Raw genomic sequence first — 19,835 nt, 5'->3', positions numbered from 1 at the left:
TATGTATCTATTTTAGTACAATATGGACTTCCTTTCAACCGATTTTGTAATATTTGTCCATCCTTTTCCGGTCATGTCCTATTTTTCGTCTTCCTTCCCTGCCAGCAGAAAGCCTCGCATCTGCTCCAGCAAGTCTTCAGTCAGTTTCAAAAGCATTTCCCCATCCTTCTCTACCAAACCACATTTTTTATAACGATACTGCAAATATGGATCTCCTTTGGGGCAAAACGTCATTTTTCCTTGATAATGCTCCAATATTTGAGGCAGGTTTTCAATCCTCACAGGTGCGTTCTGAATAAATTTAAACGTTAACAGTTCATTTTTTCCCTGTACGTCAGACAGATACAGAGTATGAGCCTGCTTGCGAATCAGCGCAATACGCAGCAGATTTTCCACTGATTTCGGACTTTCCCCGAATCTGTCTACCAGTTCCTCCCTCATGTCCTCACATTCCGCCTGATCCTCGATACTTGCAATTCTTTTATAAATATCCAGTTTCTGTACTTCATTCATAATATAGGAGGGCGGAATATAAGCGTCCACATCCAGATCGACCGTCGTGGAAAAATCAACCTTTTCCTCTTCTCCCTTTAAATGTTTCACTGCCTCGTTGAGCATTTTGCAATATAAGTCATAGCCGACCGCCTCCATATGCCCATGCTGACGCCTGCCGAGAAGATTGCCGGCGCCCCGTATTTCCAGATCGCGCATGGCAATTTTAAAACCGCTCCCCAGATCCGTAAACTCCCGGATTGCCTGAAGTCTCTTTTCCGCCACTTCCTTCAGCAATTTATCCTTTTTGTACATCAAAAACGCATAGGCAGTTCTGTTAGAGCGGCCTACTCTTCCCCGAAGCTGATACAGCTGCGACAAGCCCATGTTATCTGAGTCATGTATAATCATCGTGTTCACATTGGAAATGTCAAGCCCGGTCTCGATAATCGTTGTGGAGACAAGGACATCGATTTCTCCGTCTATGAAATCATACATGATCCGTTCCAGCTCCCGTTCCTTCATCTGGCCGTGCGCAAATCCCACCGTCGCCTCCGGCACAAGACGGCTGATGGCAGCTGCGGTATCTGCTATCGTATTGACTCTGTTATATACGTAATATACTTGTCCACCCCTTGAAAGCTCTCTGACAATGGCTTCCCTCACCATCTCATCATTATATTCCATCACATAAGTCTGGATCGGCACCCGCTCCCCCGGAGCCTCCTCCAGTACGCTCATGTCCCGGATTCCCGCCAGGCTCATATGAAGCGTTCGTGGTATCGGTGTTGCTGTCAGTGTCAGTACATCGACATTTTCCTTCATTGTCTTGATTTTTTCTTTATGTGTCACGCCAAAGCGCTGCTCCTCATCGATGATGAGCAGTCCCAGGTCCTTAAATCCAACATCGGCGGACAGCACTCTGTGGGTTCCGATCACAATATCTACAAGCCCCTTTTTCAGGTCTTCGATCGTCTGTTTCTGCTGCGCCGGTGTGCGAAATCTCGACATCAGATCGACCCTCACAGGAAAATCTTTCATTCTCTGCATAAACGTATTGTAATGCTGCTGCGCCAGGATCGTCGTTGGCACAAGAAATACCGTCTGCTTCCCGCTTTGCACCGCCTTAAACGCCGCCCGGATTGCAATCTCCGTCTTGCCGTATCCGACATCGCCGCAGACAAGACGGTCCATGATCTTGTTGCTCTCCATATCCGCCTTCGTCGCTTCAATGGCTGTGAGCTGGTCTTCCGTTTCTTCGAAGGGAAAGGATTCCTCAAATTCTCTCTGCCACACAGTATCCCTGTCAAAACAGAATCCACTCTTTTGCTGTCTGGCTGCATACAGATCGACAAGATCTTTGGCGACTTCCCCCACCGCACTTTTTACTTTACTTCTCGTGCGGCTCCATTCCTGCGTGCCCAGCTTGTTCAGTTTCGGCTTTTTGGCATCTGCGCTGGCATACTTTTGTATGACATCAAAGCCAGTGGCTAAAATATAAAGATTCCCTCCGTCCCGATATTCGATTTTCATATAATCTTTGACGACTTTTTCTATTTCAACCTTTTCAATTCCCCGATAGATGCCGAGACCATGGCTCTCATGAACAACGTAATCGCCGACTTTCAGTTCTGTAAAATCATGAATCTTCTGTCCTTCATACTTACGCTGCTTTTTCTTTTTTTTCTTTTTCTCTCCCCCGAAAATATCACTCTCAGATAAAATGACATACTTTAACAGAGGGTACTCAAACCCTCTGAGCACATGCCCAAAGCAAGTCATGATCTCCCCTTCCGCCAACTCTCTTTCCGGGTCTTCACTGTAAAATGCCGCCAGGTCATGATCCGCCAGGTCGCTTGCAAGCCGCCTTGCCCGTGTCCGGGAACCGGACAATAAAAGTACCCGGTAACCGTTTTTTTTGTAACGCCGCAGGTCACTGACCAGCATCTCAAAACTATTATTGTAAGAAGCGATTGACTTCGCCGTCACCGCAAATCTGCTGTCGCAGGGAAGCAGTGTATCTTTCTGATGAATAGACGAGAGCATTGCCACATGATATTTTTTCAGTCTGGCAGTTGTCTGTTCTACGGAGAGCAGCAGATCCATCTGCCCCGGCAATACGTAGCCTTTTTGCGCACGGTGCATCATACTCTCCCGAAATTCCAGTTCTACTGCATCTCCATGTTCTTTCAGTCTGGCAGGCTCATCCAGAATGAGCAGCGTATTGTCTTCCTGAAAAAAGTCAAGAAATGAAACGGGTTGCTCATAAAAATACCGAATATAACTCTCCAGATTTACCAGCGAACGAGATTCGAGCATCTGTTCTCTTAATTCTGCGACCTGCCCTTTGATGCGGTGTGCCTCTTCCGTCTGCATCTGTCTCCGAAGTCTTGCCTCAGTTTCTGCCCCTTCCTTCTCAATCGCAGCAACTCCCCGCTCTATACTGTCATCAGACAGTACGATCTCTGTCGCCGGATAGACGGACACACTCTCCAGATTTTCTATTGACCGCTGACTGCGAATATCGAAACTGCGCACAGAATCCACTTCATCTCCCCACAGTTCAATTCGATACGGGTTTTCCTCTGTCAGATCAAAAATATCGATAATTCCGCCTCGGATCGCAAACTGTCCCTGTGCCTCCACCTGATAAACCTTTTCATAACCGGCAGCCACAAGCAATGCTGACAGCTCTTTTTCAGGCAGCTCCCGTCCTTTCTGGATACGCACAATCCCTGTTTTCAAAGTTTCGATCGGCACCTGATAAGCCATCAGACTGTCAAATGTCGTGATCACTGTGACAGGAGCTCCTTCCAAAATCCTGCGCAGCACTTTCATCCGCTCCATTGTCAGCCTGTTTCCATGCACATCGGCCTGATAGAAAATCAGATCTTTCGCCGGATAGACAACTGCATTTCTGTCATAAAAGGTATAATCCTCGTAAATTTCTCTGGCTCTCAAGTCACTGTAGGTGACAACCAGTTTATTTCGAAACCCCTCACCGAGTCCATAGGCCATATGGATCTTCTGAGAATCCACGCAGCCATTGACGCTGATCGTCTTTCCTGCTTTCTGTAATAATTTCTGTATTTCCGGAAATTCCCCCATTTCCTCAAAGGGTTTTTTCAGTGTCCTCACGCTCATACCTCTTGTTTTTTATTATATCTGTTCATAGCGCCCTCTGTATCACCCCGCACCATAAGGCGCACCGCTTCATCAGCCAACTGTGCACTGGCTGCTATTTTCCTTTTCTCTTCCTCCGAAAAATGTCCGAGCACATAATCTACCAGATCATATTCCTTCGGTTTCTCACCGACGCCTACCTTGATCCGCAGAAATGTATCATGCCCCATATGAGAAATAATATTTTTGATCCCATTGTGTCCGCCGGCGCTTCCCTTCTTTCTGATCCGAAGCTGGCCCACATCCATACTGATGTCATCATAGATGACGATCATTTGCTCTGTCTCGTTTACTTTATAATAGTCTACAAGCTCCCGCAGACTTTCTCCGCTCAAGTTCATGTAAGTCTGTGGCTTCGCCAGTATGACCTTTTGTCCGTCTATATAGCCTTTTCCTATCATCGCCTTGTGTTTCTTTTCCAAAACAGCAATTCCATGTTTTTCTGCTATTACATCTATGACCGAAAATCCCGTATTATGTCTCGTGTCCTTGTATTTCTGTCCCGGATTCCCCAGGCCCGCAATGATAACCATTGTGCTCTCCTTTTCCACCTTTATCACATAAAAAAGAATCCTGTCCGCAGGATTCGCCGCGCGTAGTCTGTGAAACAGGAATTTTCTTTATCATAACAAAGGAGCTGTCATTTGACAACTCCTTTCCCTTGCGTTTTCCGTCTACTTATTCCATGCTGTCAGGTTCCAACAACGCTTTCTCGTAACTCTCTAAAATAATCCTTTGTATGCCTTCTCTAGTCTCTGAATTGATAGGATGTGCAATATCCCGATATTCCCCATCCGTGGCTTTCTTGCTTGGCATTGCAATGAAAAGCCCTTTCTCACCTTCAATCACCTTGATGTCATGAACTACGAATTCATTGTCGATCGTAATAGATACGACTGCTTTCATTTTACCTTCTTTCGTTATTTTACGAACTCGTACGTCTGTTATCTTCATGCATCTCGACCCCCTAACACGATACTAGAACTTGTACCTCATATTTTTTTCGATTACGATCTTTATTCCATCTTCGCCTTTATAGCAGGAGTTGGCCGGAATCGTATCACGGCTCTCTACGATGCAGTTTTCAATATAAGTGTTATCTCCAATATAAACGTCATTTAATACAATAGAATTTTTGATCGTGCAATTATTTCCGATGAATGCACTCTTAAATACAACCGAATTCTCAATCGTTCCGTTTATGATACAACCGCTCGAAATCAGGCTGTTTCTCACATTGGAACCAACATTGTACTTAGCTGGTGGTAAATCATCAACTTTTGAATATACATCAGGATATTCCCTGAAAAAATGGTTACGCACATCCGGCTTTAAAAAATCCATATTTGCGTTAAAGTAATCTGCCACGGAAGCAATATTTTTCCAGTAAGTCTTTATTTTGTAGCCATAGATTCGCTTCATATTTTTATAACGGACAAGAATATCTCTGACGAAATCATATCTGTCCTCTTCCGCGCACTTTTCAAGCAGCTCGATTAACTGGCGTCTTCTGATAATATAAATACCGCAGGAAACTGTTTTGGACCTTGCCACAATCGGTTTTTCATCAAATTCCTCGATCCGGCTCTCCTCGTTCATACGAATTGTTCCGTAACGCTCCAGCTCCGTCCCTTCTTCCATGTCCTTGCAGACAACCGTGATGTCGGCTTTCTTTTTGATATGGTATTCCAGAACTTTATTGTAATCCATCTTATAAATACAATCGCCGCTTGCTATAATCACATACGGTTCATGACTGCTCTTAAGATAATCCATGTTCTGGTACATCGCATCTGCGGTCCCTCTATACCAGGAGCTGTGATCTGCTGTCACTACTGGGGTGAATACAAATACCCCTCCCTGCTTTCTCCCAAAATCCCACCATTTGGAAGAGCTGAGATGATCGTTTAAGCTCCTTGCATTATATTGAGTCAACACCGCAACTTTCTGGATGTGTGAATGGGACATATTGCTCAATGCAAAATCAATGCTTCTGTAACTTCCTGCAATAGGCATTGCTGCAACTGCTCTTTTCTGCGACAATTCTTTCATTCGGTGGTTATTGCCACCCGCCAACACAATTCCTATTGCTCTCATGCCTCATCACCTGCCTTAATCAATGTTTTTCCACTTGCCAGATAATCATCCGGAAAATCTTCCCGACTGGTCTTGCCAAAGATCACAGAATTCTTTCCAACCGAAACATGATCCGGTATCAGGCTCTTTTCACCGATCGTCACAATCCCATGATTGTAAATATGAGGATCTGATTCATTCTCAGTTTCTTCACCAACGCCAAGTTTTACATTACTGCCAATGACAACATCTTCCGCAATGATCGCTTTGTTCAGTTCGCAGCCATTCCCGATTTCCGTGCGATTCATAATGATCGAGTCTCTGACCACCGTTCCTTCCCCGATCATAACGCCGCAGCCAACCACCGAATTATAGACTTTACCTAAAATGGTTGTTCCTTCCCCGATGATACTCCTTTCGACTACACTGTCGGAAGCTATGTACTGAGGTGGCAAGATCTCACTGCTCGTGTAAATCTTCCAATACTCCTCATAAAGATTGAACTCCGGAATAATATCGATCAAACCCATGTTGGCTTCCCAGTAAGAATGGAGAGTCCCTACATCCTTCCAATAGCCATTAAATTCATAGGCATAAAGTGGCGCACCTTTTTTATGGCAATAGGGAATCACATGCTTGCCAAAGTCAAGTGCCGGCTGTTCAGCCATTGTAATCAGAGCTTCTTTCAAAGTACTCCAGTTAAAAATATAGATACCCATCGAAGCCAGATTACTTCTCGGATGTTCCGGCTTTTCCTCAAAGTCCTGGATTTTTCTGTTCTCATCCGTGATCACAATTCCGAACCGTTTTGCCTCTTCAATCGGAACAGGCATGGCAGCGATCGTAACTTCTGCACCATTTGCTTTATGGAAATCCAGCATGACTTCATAATCCATTTTATAGATATGATCCCCAGAGAGAATGAGCACATAGTCCGGATGATAGCTTTCCATATATTCAATGTTCTGATAGATCGCATTTGCCGTACCAGTATACCATTCACTGTTTTTGCTTTTTTCATAGGGAGGAAGAATGGTAACGCCTCCAATATTTCGATCCAAATCCCATGGGATACCGATTCCAATATGAGAGTTCAGGCGAAGTGGCTGGTACTGGGTCAATACGCCTACCGTATCCACACCAGAATTGATACAGTTGCTGAGAGGAAAGTCAATAATCCTATACTTACCTCCAAATGCCACTGCCGGTTTTGCCACTTTAGCTGTAAGTACGCCCAGTCTGCTGCCCTGACCACCTGCCAGAAGCATAGCAATCATTTCTTTCCTATACATGTTGTCACTCCTTATAACTCCTTCGTTTTCGTTTCTTAGGTTTATTAATAATATAACATAGATTTATGAAAAAGTGAATTGTTTTTACAATTTATTTCTATTTTCAGCCCTTATTTATGTGTAAATCTTACAATCTTTTCTTGTTTCTGTTTAATATTTATATACTTTTTCTCATTTTATCCTCAGTTTTTCTTCCCTGTGCAATCAATTTCCACAAATTTATTTTTATGTGATTTTTATATATATCTATCAGGAGAATCACAAAAAATCATAATTTAGCATTTGTTTTTTTCCCCCATGTGCGTATAATAATATATGTAGATCAGCCATCAAAAAAATGAACAAGACGAGGAAACATTATGTATCAGATTGATTTTGCGAATCCTATTCACATACATTTCATTGGCATCGGCGGCATCAGCATGAGCGGCCTGGCAGAAATTCTGCTGGAAGCGGGGTTTATCATTTCCGGTTCAGATGTACGCCGCTCCCCACTTACCGAAATGCTGGAGAGCAGAGGAGTCTCTGTCTTTTACACACAGAGTGCTTCTAACCTGACCGATGATATTGATCTTGTCGTATACACCGCCGCTATTCACACGGGCAATCCAGAGTTTCTGGCGATCGCTCAGAAAGGACTGCCCTCTCTCACAAGAGCCCAGCTTCTCGGACAGATTATGCGTAATTACGAAACGCCTGTTGCCGTCAGTGGGACCCATGGCAAAACGACAACGACTTCGATGATCGCAGAAATACTTTTAAAAGCCGAGGCAGATCCGACCTTGTCTGTCGGCGGCATTCTGCAGTCTTTAGGCGGCAATATTCGTGTTGGGAAATCCGGTTACTTTGTTACGGAAGCCTGCGAATACACCAATAGCTTTTTAAGTTTTTACCCTAAGATCGGCATTATTCTGAATGTTGAAGAAGACCACATGGATTTCTTTAAGGATATTCATGAGATTCGGGAATCCTTTCATAAATTTGCCTCTCTGATCCCCGAGGATGGTCTCCTGATCGTCAACGGAGAGATTGAGGCATTAGACTCGATCACAAAGGATCTCAAATGCCGTATCGTTACATACGGCAGCGATCCGGCAAACGATTATTTCTACCGTGATCTCACTTTCGGAGAGACCGGTCTGCCTTCCTTTACGCTTCATCATAAGTCAGGGCAGCCTGAAACTGTCAGCCTGAATGTTCCCGGGGAACATAACGTGCTTAACGCCCTGGCTGCGATCGCTCTGTCAGATGCCCTTTCTTTGCCACGTCAGACTGCTCTGGCTGCTCTGGCTCAATTCCACGGCACCGACAGGCGTTTTGAATATAAAGGAGAGATCGGCGGCGTAACCATTATTGATGATTATGCACATCATCCGACGGAGATCTCGGCAACTCTTCGTGCTGCTGCAAACTATCCGCATAAGACATTGTGGTGCGTATTCCAGCCTCACACATATACTCGCACCAAGGCATTCCTGCCCGAATTTGCCCAAGCACTTTCTCTGGCAGATAAGATTGTTCTGGCAGATATTTACGCTGCAAGAGAGACAGATACCCTCGGAATCAGTTCCCGCACTCTCCAGGAAGAAATCCAAAAATCCGGGAAAGATTGCTTTTATTTCCCTTCCTTTGATGAGATTGAAAACTTTTTATTGGAAAAATGTATCAACGGTGATCTGTTGATAACTATGGGAGCCGGAGACATCGTAAAAGTCGGCGAAAATTTATTGGGAGACTAGTTGTCCACAATATCCACATTTCAGGCGGCCATTGATAGGTCTGCCAGATGTGGATATTTTTATTTTACTCCATCTTTTATCTGGCCCGGTTTTTACTGGCTTTTCCAATTATATGCAGCTGTTCCGCCTGTTTATGCGTGACAGAAATCCACATTATCCACATTGTCCACAATCCCTAAAAACCCTGTGTTTACAAGGCTTCCCGGAAAATTTACTGTTTCATTTTTAAAGCTGCTGTGGTATAATTTCCTTGCTTTGAATAATACATACAAGTCAGGGGATAATATGGGGAAATTAACAATTTGCCAGGAAAATGCTGCCATGTTTACGGCGGTTTCTAACTGTTTTATTGACCAATATATGGCGGAAGCTAACGACGCGCAGCTTAAAGTGTACCTGTATTTGCTTCGCACCTTCCAGTCCAATGAGATGACCGATATATCTGATATGGCTGATCGCTTCAACCATACGGAGAAAGATATTTTGCGTGCTCTGAAATACTGGGAAAAAAAGGGGCTGATCGCGCTCGAATACGATGCGGCAAAAAGTCTTACTTCGATTCGTATTCTTGCCTTACAGGAGCACCGCCAGGAACAGCCTGCCGTGACCGTCAGACCGACGCAGTCCGCAGACATTGTACCTCTCCCCTCGGCAAAGCAAATTCCACAGGAGGTTGTTCCGGAAAAGCCATCCTATTCTCTGGACGATTTGAAGGCATTCCGCAGCAATGAAGAAACCGAGCAGTTACTTTTTATTGTAGAACAATATATTGGCAAACCCTTGACTCCCACAGAAATGAAGACAATCCTCTTTATCTATGACAAACTTGGATTTTCCTCTGACCTGATCGACTACCTCATTCAGTATTGCGTGGGAAGAGACAAACGGGATTTCCGTTATATTGAGAAAGTCGCTCTGAGTTGGTCGCAAGATCATATTACAACTCCCAAACAGGCCAAATCGCTTGCCAGAAAATATGATAAGACCGTGTATACCGTTATGAAAGCCCTGGGCAAGACAGGTACCCCCACACCAAAAGAAGTGTCTTATATTACACATTGGACAAAAGAGCTGGGGTTCACGCTCTCGGTGATTGAGGTTGCCTGTGAAAGAACTGTCATGGCCACGGACAAGCACCGCTTCGAGTATGCCGACAGCATTCTTACGAGCTGGAGCCGTTCTCATGTACATAATTTGGAAGACATTCATGCCGCAGATGCTGCTTACCAAAAGAGTAAACCGGCGCAGATCCGTACCACTACTGCAAATAACCAGTTTAATCAGTTTCCTCAGCGCGAATATGACTTTGACGCGCTTGAAAGGGAACTTCTAAGCAACTGATGCTACGCGAAGGAGATATTACGTGCCTCTGACAAATCAGCAGTATGATTCTATTTTCCGCGAGTTTGAGGAAAAGCAGAATCGTTCTCAGCGTAAAAGACTTCAAAAACTGACGGAGATTTATGAAAATATTCCTGAATACGAGGAAGTAGAGCATTCTATTTCCTCTGTTTCTGTTGCTCAGGCAAAGAAACTCCTTGACGGTGACGATCACGCCTTGGCTGATCTGAAGCATAAGCTACAAACGCTTTCCCAAAAAAAGCATATGTTGCTGCGCAATGCCGGTTATCCGGAAACCTATCTTGATCCCGAATACGAATGTACTCTCTGCAAAGATACCGGATATATCGAGGGGCAGAAATGCAACTGTCTGAAGCAAAAAATCGTATCCCTTTTGTACGAGCAGTCAAATATTAAAGAAACTCTCGAAAAAGAAAATTTCTCTGTGCTGTCTTATGATTATTATGAGAAAGAAGATCTGGAACGTTTCCGGCAGACAGTCTCTGCCAGCAACAAATTTATTTGTAATTTTTCCTCTGCCTACCGCAATTTGTTTTTCTATGGTTCCGTAGGCGCCGGAAAATCCTTTCTTAGTAACTGTATTGCAAAAGAATTGATTGAGGCAGGCTATCTTGTTCTCTATTTCAGTGCCAGCGGGCTGATCGATACGCTGTCTGGTAACTCTTTTGCCGGCAGGGCCCGGGAGAGCCTCTATCATATCAGTCAGGATCTCTACCATTGTGACTTACTCATAATTGATGATCTCGGGACCGAATATACAAATGCTTATGTCGTTTCCCAGTTATTTTCCTGTCTTAACGAGAGGCATCTGCGCAGAAAATCTACATTGATCTCCACAAATCTTTCTCTGGAAGATTTAAGAAATAAATATTCGGAACGCATTTTTTCCCGGATAACAAGCAACTATGATATGTATAAAGTCACCGGTCCTGATATCCGAATGTACCGCAAAACGATGATGAACAGAAAGTGAGGTTTTACATGCAAGCTCGCGAAGAAAAAAGAAACCTGGAAACCATTCCGGTAGGTTCCCTCGGTGTGATCCCACTGGAAGGATGTCGAAACCTCGGACAGAAAATCGACTACTATCTTGTAAAATGGAGAACAGAACGGGAAAGTGAACACAAAGACAGCTTGGCTTTTGCCGGTTATCAACGTGACTCTTATCTGCTGAATGCCAAAGTTCCCCGTTTTGGTTCCGGCGAGGCAAAAGGGGTTATCCTGGAATCTGTACGTGGTACAGATCTTTATATTCTCGTCGATGTATGCAACTACAGTCTGACTTACTCTCTCTGTGGGCATGAAAACCACATGTCTCCCGATGATCATTATCAGGATCTCAAACGTATTATCTCTGCTGTGGGAGGTAAAGCAAGAAGGATTACCGTAATTATGCCCTTTCTATATGAGAGCAGGCAGCACCGCAAAAAAGCCCGGGAATCTCTCGACTGCGCGATCGCTCTACAGGAACTTGTCGCCATGGGGGTAGACAATATTATTACGTTTGACGCTCATGATGCCCGTGTGCAGAACGCAATTCCGCTGCATGGTTTTGAAACCGTACAGCCTGCGTATCAGTTTATCAAAGGCCTCCTCCGCAACGAGAAAGGGCTGCATATCGACGCAAGTCATATGATGGTTATCAGCCCTGATGAGGGCGGAATGAGCCGTGCCATCTATATTGCCAATGTACTTGGTCTCGATATGGGTATGTTTTACAAAAGAAGAGATTATACAAAGATCATCAACGGACGCAATCCCATCGTCGCACATGAATTTCTTGGTACCAGCGTAGAGGGAAAAGATATGATCATTATAGACGATATGATCTCTTCCGGAGAGAGTGTGTTGGAAGTGGCTGCTGCTCTAAAAGAAAGAAAAGCGCGGAAAATTTTTATTTGTGCTTCTTTTGGTCTGTTTACAGGAGGAGCAGGCAGATTTGATCAGGCATATAAAGATGGGTTGATTGACCGGGTACTGACAACCAATCTAATCTATCAGGCTCCGGAACTTCTTGAGCGTGAATGGTACATTAACTGTGATATGAGTAAATATATTGCTTACCTCATTGATACCTTAAATCACGATACTTCTATCAGCGATCTTTTGAATCCCAATGAACGTATTCAGCGTGTTGTTTCAAAATATAAAACCGGCGAACTTTAATCGCCGGTTTTACTTTGTACATCATAATTTTTTAGTTATTCTGCAACATAAGGCATCAGCGCGATATGTCTTGCTCTCTTAATCGCTACAGTAAGAGCTCTCTGATGTTTTGCACAGTTGCCAGTGATACGACGCGGAAGAATCTTTCCTCTTTCAGATACATATCTCTTCAATTTATTTGTATCTTTGTAATCGATCACATTGTCTTTCCCACAGAATACACATACTTTTTTTCTCCTGCGCATTCCGCCTCTTCGTTTCATCGGTCCATCCGCTTTATCCGCTTTATTAAAAGCCATCGTGCATACCTCCTGTTAAACTATAATTTTCAGTTAAAAGGCAGCTCTTCATCTATTCCGTCAGGAATATTCATAAAACCATCTCCCACCACAGAAGCCGGCTGCTCCGGTCTGCTATTTGGAACGCTGTAACCGCCTTCATTCCCGGAACTTGCATTTTTACTCTCGGCAAATTCCTGATCTTCTATTACTACGTCAGTCGTATATACTTTCACGCCGTCCTTATTGGTATAACTGCCTGTCTGAATCCTTCCGGATACAAGCATTTTAATCCCTTTGCGCAAATATCGTTCCGCAAACTCCGCCTGCCTGCCAAATGCAACACAGCCGATAAAATCCGCATTGTTCTCATCCCCGTTTCTGTTAAAACGACGATCTACAGCCAAGGTATATCTGGCAACTGCAGTGGCGTTTTCGCCTTGAGAATATCTGATCTCAGGATCTCTTGTCAGTCTACCCATAAGAATTACTCTGTTCATATAGTCCCTACTTTCTATTATGCCTCGTCTTGTCTAACGCATAAATATCTGATCACATTGTCCATAATGCGGACACGGGATTCGATCTCTGCCGGAACAGTCGATTCAGCGTCAAATTGAATGAAATAGTAGAATGCTTCTTTCATTTTCTGAATCTCGTAAGCCAATCTCTTCTTGCCCCACTCGTCTACATTTGTAATCGTCCCACCGAATCTCTCGATAAGCCCTTTACACTTGTCCACTACGGCTGCTCTCTCATCGTCTTCGACCTTCGCGCTGACAACAACGGCTAATTCATACTTGTTCATGCTTGTTACCTCCTTCTGGTCTCTGGCCCCTTCTGATAGAAGGAGCAAGGAATAAATGTATCACAATTTAAAATAATACCATATAAAGCCAGTATTTTCAAGCCTTCCTACTGATTTCCTTCGTATTTTTTTCTACCAGTTTTCTGGCAATCATGATCTGATGTCCACAACCCTTGCATTTCAGTCTGAAATCAGCCCCAACTCTCAACACTTCCCATTCCCTCGAACCACAAGGATGCTGCTTCTTTAATGTTACAATATCTCCTACCTGATAATTCATAGACACTGCTTTCCCTTTGATTATTGAACCTGAGAAAAAATCTCTCCTATACTTCCCTGAATGACCAGATCTGCCATCCCATCTTTTGGCGTTGCCGTCTTGTTAATCAGGACAAGTTTATCTCCCCGATAATAATCAATCAACCCTGCCGCCGGATACACTGCAAGCGACGTTCCTCCTATGATCAGTACATCAGCTTTGCTTATACACGATACTGACTCTGAGATTGTCTCATTGTCCAGGCCTTCTTCATATAATACAACATCAGGCTTTATTCTACCGCCGCACTTGCATTTCGGCACCCCTTCAGAATGTAACATATATTCGGCATCATAAAAACTATGACATGTTTCACAGTAGTTTCGATGTACACTGCCATGAAGTTCCAATACTTTTTTACTCCCGGCCGCCTGATGCAGACCGTCAATGTTTTGGGTCACAACCGCCTTCAGTTTTCCTTCTTTTTCCCATTGAGCCAGTCTTAAATGCGCCGCATTCGGTTTCGCAGACAAACACAGCATTTTATCCCGGTAAAAGCGGTAAAACTCTTCCGTATGATTTCTGTAAAATGTATGGCTTAAAATCGTTTCCGGCGGATAATCATATTTTTGATTGTATAGACCGTCTACACTTCTGAAATCCGGAATACCGCTTTCCGTTGAAACGCCGGCTCCCCCGAAAAATACAATATTGTCCGTATCAGCGATGATTTTTTTGAACTTTTCCAAAACATTTTCTGACATGCTCTGCCCTCCTCAAACTAACAGCGAGATACTTTTCCTGTCTCAGCGCCTCCGTCCTTTACTGCAAGAAATTGCTTTTCCTTTTCGGGATTGCAAAATCTGGATGTTCTCCCAGCCAGGCATTCTGCGGCATATTATTTATAACTGACATGTCTTCCTCTGTGATCTCAAAAGTGAAAATATCCTGATTCTGTCTCATCCGCTCCGCAGTCGAAGATTTTACAAGTGGAACAATCCCCTTTTGCAACAGAAAACGCAGACAAATCTGTGCCACTGACTTTTGATACTTATCTGCAAACAACTTTAAGACCGGATTTTCCAACATTGCGCTTCTTCCCAATGGACTCCACGCCTGCACTAATATATCATTTTCCTGACAATATCTGACGGCAGCTTCCTGCGTATATCCAGGATGAATCTCCAGCTGATCGACCAAAGGCTTTATTTTACAGTGATCCAATATATTTGACAGATGATGAGGTAGAAAATTGCTAAGCCCCAATCCCTTTATTTTTCCCTCCTCATATAGCTCTTCCAGTGCACGCCATGTCTCCAAATCCTTTTCCTTCCAGTCCGTATCCCCCTCTGCCCCTCTTGGCCAGTGGATCAGATACAAGTCCAGATAATCCATCTGAAGCCTGCTTAACGTCCGTTCTAAAGCACTTTTCGCTTCCTGATACCCTCTCTCATCGATCCACAGCTTAGATACGATAAAAAATTGTTCTCTGGGAATCCCACTTTCTTTCACTGCCTGCCCAAGTACTCTTTCCGTCTCGTATAAAGATGCCGTATCAAAATACCGGTACCCTGTTTGAATGGCAATACGGTTAATTTCCAAATTATCTCCATCTTTTTCATTATATGTACCAAACCCCATACAGGGTATCTGTAATCCGTTAGAGAGTGTATAGCAATCGCTAATTGATTTCATTATAATTTCCTTTCCTGATTTTAACATACTAAATTCCAAATTCTTTTAGTAATTGCATGCGAAATGCTTCATTAGTGGATGCTTTCACTATATCATCGATGCGATTTTCCTCCACAAGTTTTCTGTTCAAAATATTAATTCGCTCCAGCTCTGTATTCAAAGCGTTGATTTTTTCCTTACCCACCGCCAGCTCCGTACTCAAAGTCTCCACCTTTTCCCTACGCTCTGACAATTCCTCGTTCAACGCTTCTACTTCGCCTCTGCGCTCCGACAGCTCCCCGTTCAATGCTTCTACTTCGCCTCTGCGCTCCGACAGCTCCATATTCAATACATTGACTTCTTCCCTTCGGCTGTTTATTTCTGCACTCAACTCCATCTTTTCATTTTCCTGATGCTGAAGTTTTGCATTTAAAGACTGTATTTCATCTTTTTGCAAAGCATATTCCAACCTTTTTGAATCAAGCTCATCCTGCATTTCATCTATCATAAGCTGGACTGTATTTCTGTCCAGTATTCGAAGTTCCTCTGAAAAAATCCCCATAACTTCCTCCATATTCTGGCATATTCGATAAATATCTTCATACATGAACTTAAATTCCGGAAATGCAGCAATTAATTCTGCAATACGTTTGGGATCGTCCTCGCTAAAAAATGCCAACCATGCCTCCAACCTGTTTTCTATAGGTTTATTGTGCCGATTCTTTTTAAAGATGTCAAGAGGAATAAAAATGTATTTTTGTAGTAGTTCTAATTTCAGTCCACTGTCAGAACACTGTTCAAAATAGTGAATGTAAGTATTCGGATATTCTCGAAATGATGCATCACACCGTTCAAATATTACGATTGTATAGATAGACTTGATGTCTTCATAGCTAAAATTTCTTTTTCTCGTATCCCGTACCCGTTTATATTGTCTCAGCAGCATGTCTGCAGAATAACACGCACTTCTCTCTCCCGGAAACTTATAACCTATTTTCTGCACCTCAACGTTGGCAATACTGCCATCCTCCAACTCTACTACAATATCCGTAATTATAAGAGAACTTTCATCAGCAATGCGTGTAGAGTCGTTTGGAAGTGTATACAAAATTTTGACAGATCGCTTTATTAAAAGAGATAAAAAATCTTCTAATCTTTCCGGCGTATTTTCAGGATTCAATACTTCTTTACTAAAGGAATCATATAAAACCTTTACTCCTTTTGCTCCTGTACAAAAATCAAGAAATTCCTTTCTTTGTTCTCTTGTCCAACTGTAAAAACGATTCATTAACTTTCTGTTACTATTGACCTCTGAAAGAATGTCTTCTTTTGTACGAATCATGGGAAAATACTGCTGTAAATTATTTGTCATAGATAATGACCTCCTTAGATATGATTTTGTCCGATGTGTGAATCTTTCCCGAAATGGGATAAGAAGCCTTACGGCTAATAGACTACCTAAATGGTATATATTGTAAGACAGAGATCTTACTATATTAAGAATAGCATACTCGTATAACAGATACAAGAGAAAAATAAAAAAACCCTGAAAAAACTCAGGGTTTCTAAGGCGCCAACCAGATTTGAACTGGTGATAGAGGTGTTGCAGACCTTTGCCTTACCACTTGGCTATGGCGCCACAAAAGTAAAATGACTCCGACGGGAATCGAACCCGTGTTACCGCCGTGAAAGGGCGATGTCTTAACCGCTTGACCACGGAGCCATCTTTGGGATGTCTCTTCCCGTGCTATTCTATTCAGGAACTATACCATTTCCTCAACTCCCCGAGTAGGGCTCGAACCTACAACAACTCGGTTAACAGCCGAGTGCTCTACCATTGAGCTATCGAGGATTATCTTCCTCTTTCAAGGCATTCTCTTTCTTATACTTCTTCCCTCTTAACGCCTTACGGCCATGCCCTGAAAACCGAACATTGAAATCATCACTTACAACATCTTCCTATCCCTTTTCTTTCTTCCCTTGGTTAAGCCCTCGACCGATTAGTAACGCTCTGCTTCATGCATTGCTGCACTCCCACCTGCGTCCTATCTACCTCATTCTCTCTAAGGGGTCTTACCTTTCGTGGGATATCTCATCTTGAGGGGGGCTTCACGCTTAGATGCCTTCAGCGTTTATCCCTGCCGGACTTGGCTACCCTGCCATGGGGTTGGTCCCCAACAGGTACACCAGCGGTCCGTCCATCCCGGTCCTCTCGTACTAAGGACAGCTCCTCTCAAATATCCTACGCCTGCGCCGGATAGGGACCGAACTGTCTCACGACGTTCTGAACCCAGCTCGCGTACCGCTTTAATGGGCGAACAGCCCAACCCTTGGGACCTGCTACAGCCCCAGGATGCGATGAGCCGACATCGAGGTGCCAAACCACTCCGTCGATGTGAACTCTTGGGAGTGATAAGCCTGTTATCCCCAGGGTAGCTTTTATCCGTTGAGCGATGGCAATCCCACTTTATACCACCGGATCACTAAGTCCTACTTTCGTACCTGCTCCACCCGTCGGTGTCACAGTCAAGCTCCCTTCTGCCTTTGCACTCTGCGAATGGTTTCCGACCATTCTGAGGGAACCTTTGAGCGCCTCCGATACCCTTTCGGAGGCGACCGCCCCAGTCAAACTCCCCGCCAGACATTGTCCCCCGCCAGGCTCACTGGCGCAGGTTAGAAACCCAATGCTGCAAGGGTGGTATCCCAACATCGGCTCCGTGACAACTGGCGTCATCACTTCTTAGCCTCCCACCTATCCTGTACATACAGCATCGAATCCCAGTATCAAGCTGGAGTAAAGCTCCATGGGGTCTTTCCGTCCTGGCGCAGGTAGCCAGCATCTTCACTGGCACTTCAATTTCACCGGGTGCATTGTTGAGACAGCGCTCAAATCATTACGCCTTTCGTGCGGGTCGGAACTTACCCGACAAGGAATTTCGCTACCTTAGGACCGTTATAGTTACGGCCGCCGTTTACTGGGGCTTAAATTCAAAGCTTCGTTGCCTGACTTCTCCTCTTAACCTTCCAGCACCGGGCAGGCGTCAGCCCATATACCTCACCTTTCGGTTTCGCATAGACCTGTGTTTTTGCTAAACAGTTGCTTGAGCCTATTCTCTGCGGCCACATCACTGTGGCACCCCTTCTCCCGAAGTTACGGGGTCATTTTGCCGAGTTCCTTAACAATGCTTCTCCCGCCGGCCTTAGGATTCTCTCCTCATCCACCTGTGTCGGTTTACGGTACGGGTACTGTGAGAGCCATAGCAGCTTTTCTTGGCACATGGCTCATATCCTTCGCTACTTTCTTTCGCTCCGCTTAACGCCTCTAGCTTGCATGGGGGTTTTGCCTCCCATGCGCCTCCTGCGCTTGCACCGGGCTTCCCATTCCCGGCTTCTACTTTCCACATGCGTCCCCACATGTTCTGTCTCACAGCAGTACAGGAATCTCTACCTGTTGTCCATCGGATACGTCTCTCGACCTCTCCTTAGGTCCCGACTTACCCAGGGCAGATCAGCTTTACCCTGGAAACCTTAGATATTCGGCCTGGAGGATTCCCACCTCCATCTCGCTACTCATTCCGGCATTCTCTCTTCCTGTCACTCCACTGCTCCTTTCGGTACAGCTTCGCCGCCTTCAGGAATGCTCCTCTACCAACCTTGCGGTTCCACAGCTTCGGTGGCGTGTTTCAGCCCCGGACATTTTCGGCGCAGGACCTCTCGGCTAGTGAGCTATTACGCACTCTTTCAATGTATGGCTGCTTCTGAGCCAACATCCTAGCTGTCTTTGAAATCCCACATCCTTTTCCACTTAACACGCACTTTGGGACCTTAGCCGGTGGTCTGGGCTCTTTCCCTTTTGACTACCCAACTTATCTCGTGCAGTCTGACTCCCGTCCATCATCTCTCCGGCATTCGCAGTTTGATATTCTTCGGTAAGCTTTGACGCCCCCTAGGAAATTCAGTGCTCTACCTCCGGCAGACTAAGACGAGGCTAGCCCTAAAGCTATTTCGAGGAGAACCAGCTATCTCCGGGTTCGATTGGAATTTCTCCCCTATCCACACCTCATCCCCACCCTTTTCAACGGATGTGGGTTCGGCCCTCCACTACCTCTTACGGCACCTTCAGCCTGGACATGGATAGATCACCCGGTTTCGGGTCTGCATCATCTGACTTTACCGCCCTTTTAAGACTTGGTTTCCCTTCGGCTCCGCGCTTTTCGCGCTTAACCTTGCCAGATGCCGCAACTCGCCGGACCGTTCTACAAAAAGTACGCGGTCCTACTTCTCTCATAGTAGTTCCACAGCTTGTAAACACAGGCTTTCAGGTTCTCTTTCACTCCCCTCCCGGGGTCCTTTTCACCTTTCCTTCACAGTACTATCCTCTATCGGTCACTAAGGAGTATTTAGCCTTACGGGGTGGTCCCCGCTTCTTCCTGCAAGGTTTCTCGTGTCTCGCAGTACTCTGGATCCTGCTTTCCTGACTTGTATTTCGCCTACGGGGCTCTCACC

The 19,835-nt window shown here is 44.6% G+C and carries 16 protein-coding genes, 3 tRNA genes and 1 rRNA gene (1 of these 20 only partly in view); 4 read left to right on the top strand and 16 right to left on the bottom strand.

What is annotated here, in order from left to right:
* Positions 1 to 78 precede the first annotated feature (78 nt).
* The 5 genes from mfd to V1224_00680 form a co-directional block, all read right to left on the bottom strand.
* On the bottom strand, positions 79 to 3,636 hold the full coding sequence (gene mfd, locus V1224_00700) for a transcription-repair coupling factor (GenBank protein WWR16007.1): 3,558 nt from the start codon (positions 3,634 to 3,636) through the stop codon (positions 79 to 81).
* Positions 3,633 to 4,208: an aminoacyl-tRNA hydrolase gene (pth, locus tag V1224_00695; protein WWR16006.1), complete on the bottom strand. Its 576-nt coding sequence runs from the start codon at positions 4,206 to 4,208 to the stop codon at positions 3,633 to 3,635. The genes mfd and pth overlap by 4 nt, the downstream gene beginning before the upstream one ends.
* Positions 4,209 to 4,353: 145 nt before the next feature.
* Complete coding sequence (gene spoVG / locus V1224_00690) at positions 4,354 to 4,629, bottom strand: septation regulator SpoVG (protein ID WWR16005.1); 276 nt, start codon at positions 4,627 to 4,629, stop codon at positions 4,354 to 4,356.
* A 24-nt stretch (positions 4,630 to 4,653) separates the two neighbouring features.
* The gene (gene glgD, locus V1224_00685; GenBank protein WWR16004.1) at positions 4,654 to 5,772 is read right to left on the bottom strand and encodes a glucose-1-phosphate adenylyltransferase subunit GlgD; all 1,119 of its coding nucleotides are present in this window, start codon (positions 5,770 to 5,772) and stop codon (positions 4,654 to 4,656) included.
* On the bottom strand, positions 5,769 to 7,043 hold the full coding sequence (locus tag V1224_00680) for a glucose-1-phosphate adenylyltransferase (protein ID WWR16003.1): 1,275 nt from the start codon (positions 7,041 to 7,043) through the stop codon (positions 5,769 to 5,771). The genes glgD and V1224_00680 overlap by 4 nt, the downstream gene beginning before the upstream one ends.
* A gap of 359 nt (positions 7,044 to 7,402) precedes the next feature.
* On the opposite strand from V1224_00680, the gene murC reads away from it, so the two are divergent.
* The 4 genes from murC to V1224_00660 all read left to right on the top strand — a co-directional run bounded on the left by murC (position 7,403) and on the right by V1224_00660 (position 12,310).
* Complete coding sequence (gene murC, locus V1224_00675) at positions 7,403 to 8,782, top strand: UDP-N-acetylmuramate--L-alanine ligase (protein WWR16002.1); 1,380 nt, start codon at positions 7,403 to 7,405, stop codon at positions 8,780 to 8,782.
* A gap of 285 nt (positions 8,783 to 9,067) precedes the next feature.
* Entirely contained in the window at positions 9,068 to 10,123 is a 1,056-nt protein-coding gene (locus tag V1224_00670; GenBank protein WWR16001.1) for a DnaD domain protein, read from the top strand.
* A gap of 22 nt (positions 10,124 to 10,145) precedes the next feature.
* Entirely contained in the window at positions 10,146 to 11,117 is a 972-nt protein-coding gene (locus V1224_00665) for an ATP-binding protein (protein WWR16000.1), read from the top strand.
* Positions 11,118 to 11,125: 8 nt separating this feature from the next.
* Positions 11,126 to 12,310 (top strand): ribose-phosphate pyrophosphokinase, encoded by a 1,185-nt coding sequence (locus V1224_00660; GenBank protein ID WWR15999.1) that lies wholly within the window; start codon positions 11,126 to 11,128, stop codon positions 12,308 to 12,310.
* A gap of 35 nt (positions 12,311 to 12,345) precedes the next feature.
* On the opposite strand, the gene rpsR is transcribed toward V1224_00660, so the two are convergent.
* The 11 genes from rpsR to V1224_00605 all read right to left on the bottom strand — a co-directional run.
* On the bottom strand, positions 12,346 to 12,609 hold the full coding sequence (rpsR, locus tag V1224_00655; protein WWR15998.1) for a 30S ribosomal protein S18: 264 nt from the start codon (positions 12,607 to 12,609) through the stop codon (positions 12,346 to 12,348).
* 29 nt (positions 12,610 to 12,638) lie between these two features.
* A complete protein-coding gene (locus V1224_00650) occupies positions 12,639 to 13,088 on the bottom strand; it encodes a single-stranded DNA-binding protein (protein ID WWR15997.1) in 450 nt (149 codons plus the stop codon).
* A 17-nt stretch (positions 13,089 to 13,105) separates the two neighbouring features.
* Positions 13,106 to 13,396 (bottom strand): 30S ribosomal protein S6, encoded by a 291-nt coding sequence (gene rpsF / locus V1224_00645; GenBank protein WWR15996.1) that lies wholly within the window; start codon positions 13,394 to 13,396, stop codon positions 13,106 to 13,108.
* A gap of 97 nt (positions 13,397 to 13,493) precedes the next feature.
* Positions 13,494 to 13,676 (bottom strand): DUF951 domain-containing protein, encoded by a 183-nt coding sequence (locus tag V1224_00640; protein ID WWR15995.1) that lies wholly within the window; start codon positions 13,674 to 13,676, stop codon positions 13,494 to 13,496.
* A 20-nt stretch (positions 13,677 to 13,696) separates the two neighbouring features.
* Positions 13,697 to 14,419 (bottom strand): NAD-dependent protein deacylase, encoded by a 723-nt coding sequence (locus V1224_00635; GenBank protein WWR15994.1) that lies wholly within the window; start codon positions 14,417 to 14,419, stop codon positions 13,697 to 13,699.
* 58 nt (positions 14,420 to 14,477) lie between these two features.
* Entirely contained in the window at positions 14,478 to 15,350 is an 873-nt protein-coding gene (locus tag V1224_00630) for an aldo/keto reductase (GenBank protein ID WWR15993.1), read from the bottom strand.
* Positions 15,351 to 15,378: 28 nt separating this feature from the next.
* Positions 15,379 to 16,701, bottom strand: coding sequence for a PD-(D/E)XK nuclease family transposase (locus tag V1224_00625; GenBank protein WWR15992.1), 1,323 nt, complete (start codon positions 16,699 to 16,701; stop codon positions 15,379 to 15,381).
* 196 nt (positions 16,702 to 16,897) lie between these two features.
* Positions 16,898 to 16,968: transfer RNA gene (locus V1224_00620), tRNA-Cys, on the bottom strand.
* A gap of 12 nt (positions 16,969 to 16,980) precedes the next feature.
* A tRNA-Glu gene (locus tag V1224_00615) sits at positions 16,981 to 17,052 on the bottom strand.
* A 57-nt stretch (positions 17,053 to 17,109) separates the two neighbouring features.
* Positions 17,110 to 17,181 (bottom strand) — tRNA-Asn (locus V1224_00610).
* A 128-nt stretch (positions 17,182 to 17,309) separates the two neighbouring features.
* Positions 17,310 to 19,835 (bottom strand): 23S ribosomal RNA (locus V1224_00605); it runs 357 nt beyond the window's last position.

The sequence above is a fragment of the Lachnospiraceae bacterium JLR.KK008 genome (assembly GCA_037015955.1).
In the GTDB taxonomy this organism is placed as follows: Bacteria; Bacillota; Clostridia; order Lachnospirales; family Lachnospiraceae; genus VSOB01.
Note: the sequence above shows the minus strand (reverse complement) of the source record. Positions and strands in the feature narration are given on the sequence as shown.

What these genes read in the sequence shown, in the direction of transcription:
- V1224_00635 (WWR15994.1), bottom strand. Translation starts at nt 14,419, where the DNA reads ATGTCAGAAAATGTTTTGGAAAAGTTCAAAAAAATCATCGCTGATACG.
- glgD (WWR16004.1), bottom strand. Translation starts at nt 5,772, where the DNA reads ATGAGAGCAATAGGAATTGTGTTGGCGGGTGGCAATAACCACCGAATG.
- V1224_00670 (WWR16001.1), top strand. Translation starts at nt 9,068, where the DNA reads ATGGGGAAATTAACAATTTGCCAGGAAAATGCTGCCATGTTTACGGCG.
- V1224_00660 (WWR15999.1), top strand. Translation starts at nt 11,126, where the DNA reads ATGCAAGCTCGCGAAGAAAAAAGAAACCTGGAAACCATTCCGGTAGGT.
- V1224_00625 (WWR15992.1), bottom strand. Translation starts at nt 16,701, where the DNA reads ATGACAAATAATTTACAGCAGTATTTTCCCATGATTCGTACAAAAGAA.
- V1224_00640 (WWR15995.1), bottom strand. Translation starts at nt 13,676, where the DNA reads ATGAATTATCAGGTAGGAGATATTGTAACATTAAAGAAGCAGCATCCT.
- V1224_00650 (WWR15997.1), bottom strand. Translation starts at nt 13,088, where the DNA reads ATGAACAGAGTAATTCTTATGGGTAGACTGACAAGAGATCCTGAGATC.
- V1224_00630 (WWR15993.1), bottom strand. Translation starts at nt 15,350, where the DNA reads ATGAAATCAATTAGCGATTGCTATACACTCTCTAACGGATTACAGATA.
- V1224_00680 (WWR16003.1), bottom strand. Translation starts at nt 7,043, where the DNA reads ATGTATAGGAAAGAAATGATTGCTATGCTTCTGGCAGGTGGTCAGGGC.
- mfd (WWR16007.1), bottom strand. Translation starts at nt 3,636, where the DNA reads ATGAGCGTGAGGACACTGAAAAAACCCTTTGAGGAAATGGGGGAATTT.
- rpsF (WWR15996.1), bottom strand. Translation starts at nt 13,396, where the DNA reads ATGAACAAGTATGAATTAGCCGTTGTTGTCAGCGCGAAGGTCGAAGAC.
- pth (WWR16006.1), bottom strand. Translation starts at nt 4,208, where the DNA reads ATGGTTATCATTGCGGGCCTGGGGAATCCGGGACAGAAATACAAGGAC.
- rpsR (WWR15998.1), bottom strand. Translation starts at nt 12,609, where the DNA reads ATGGCTTTTAATAAAGCGGATAAAGCGGATGGACCGATGAAACGAAGA.
- spoVG (WWR16005.1), bottom strand. Translation starts at nt 4,629, where the DNA reads ATGAAGATAACAGACGTACGAGTTCGTAAAATAACGAAAGAAGGTAAA.
- murC (WWR16002.1), top strand. Translation starts at nt 7,403, where the DNA reads ATGTATCAGATTGATTTTGCGAATCCTATTCACATACATTTCATTGGC.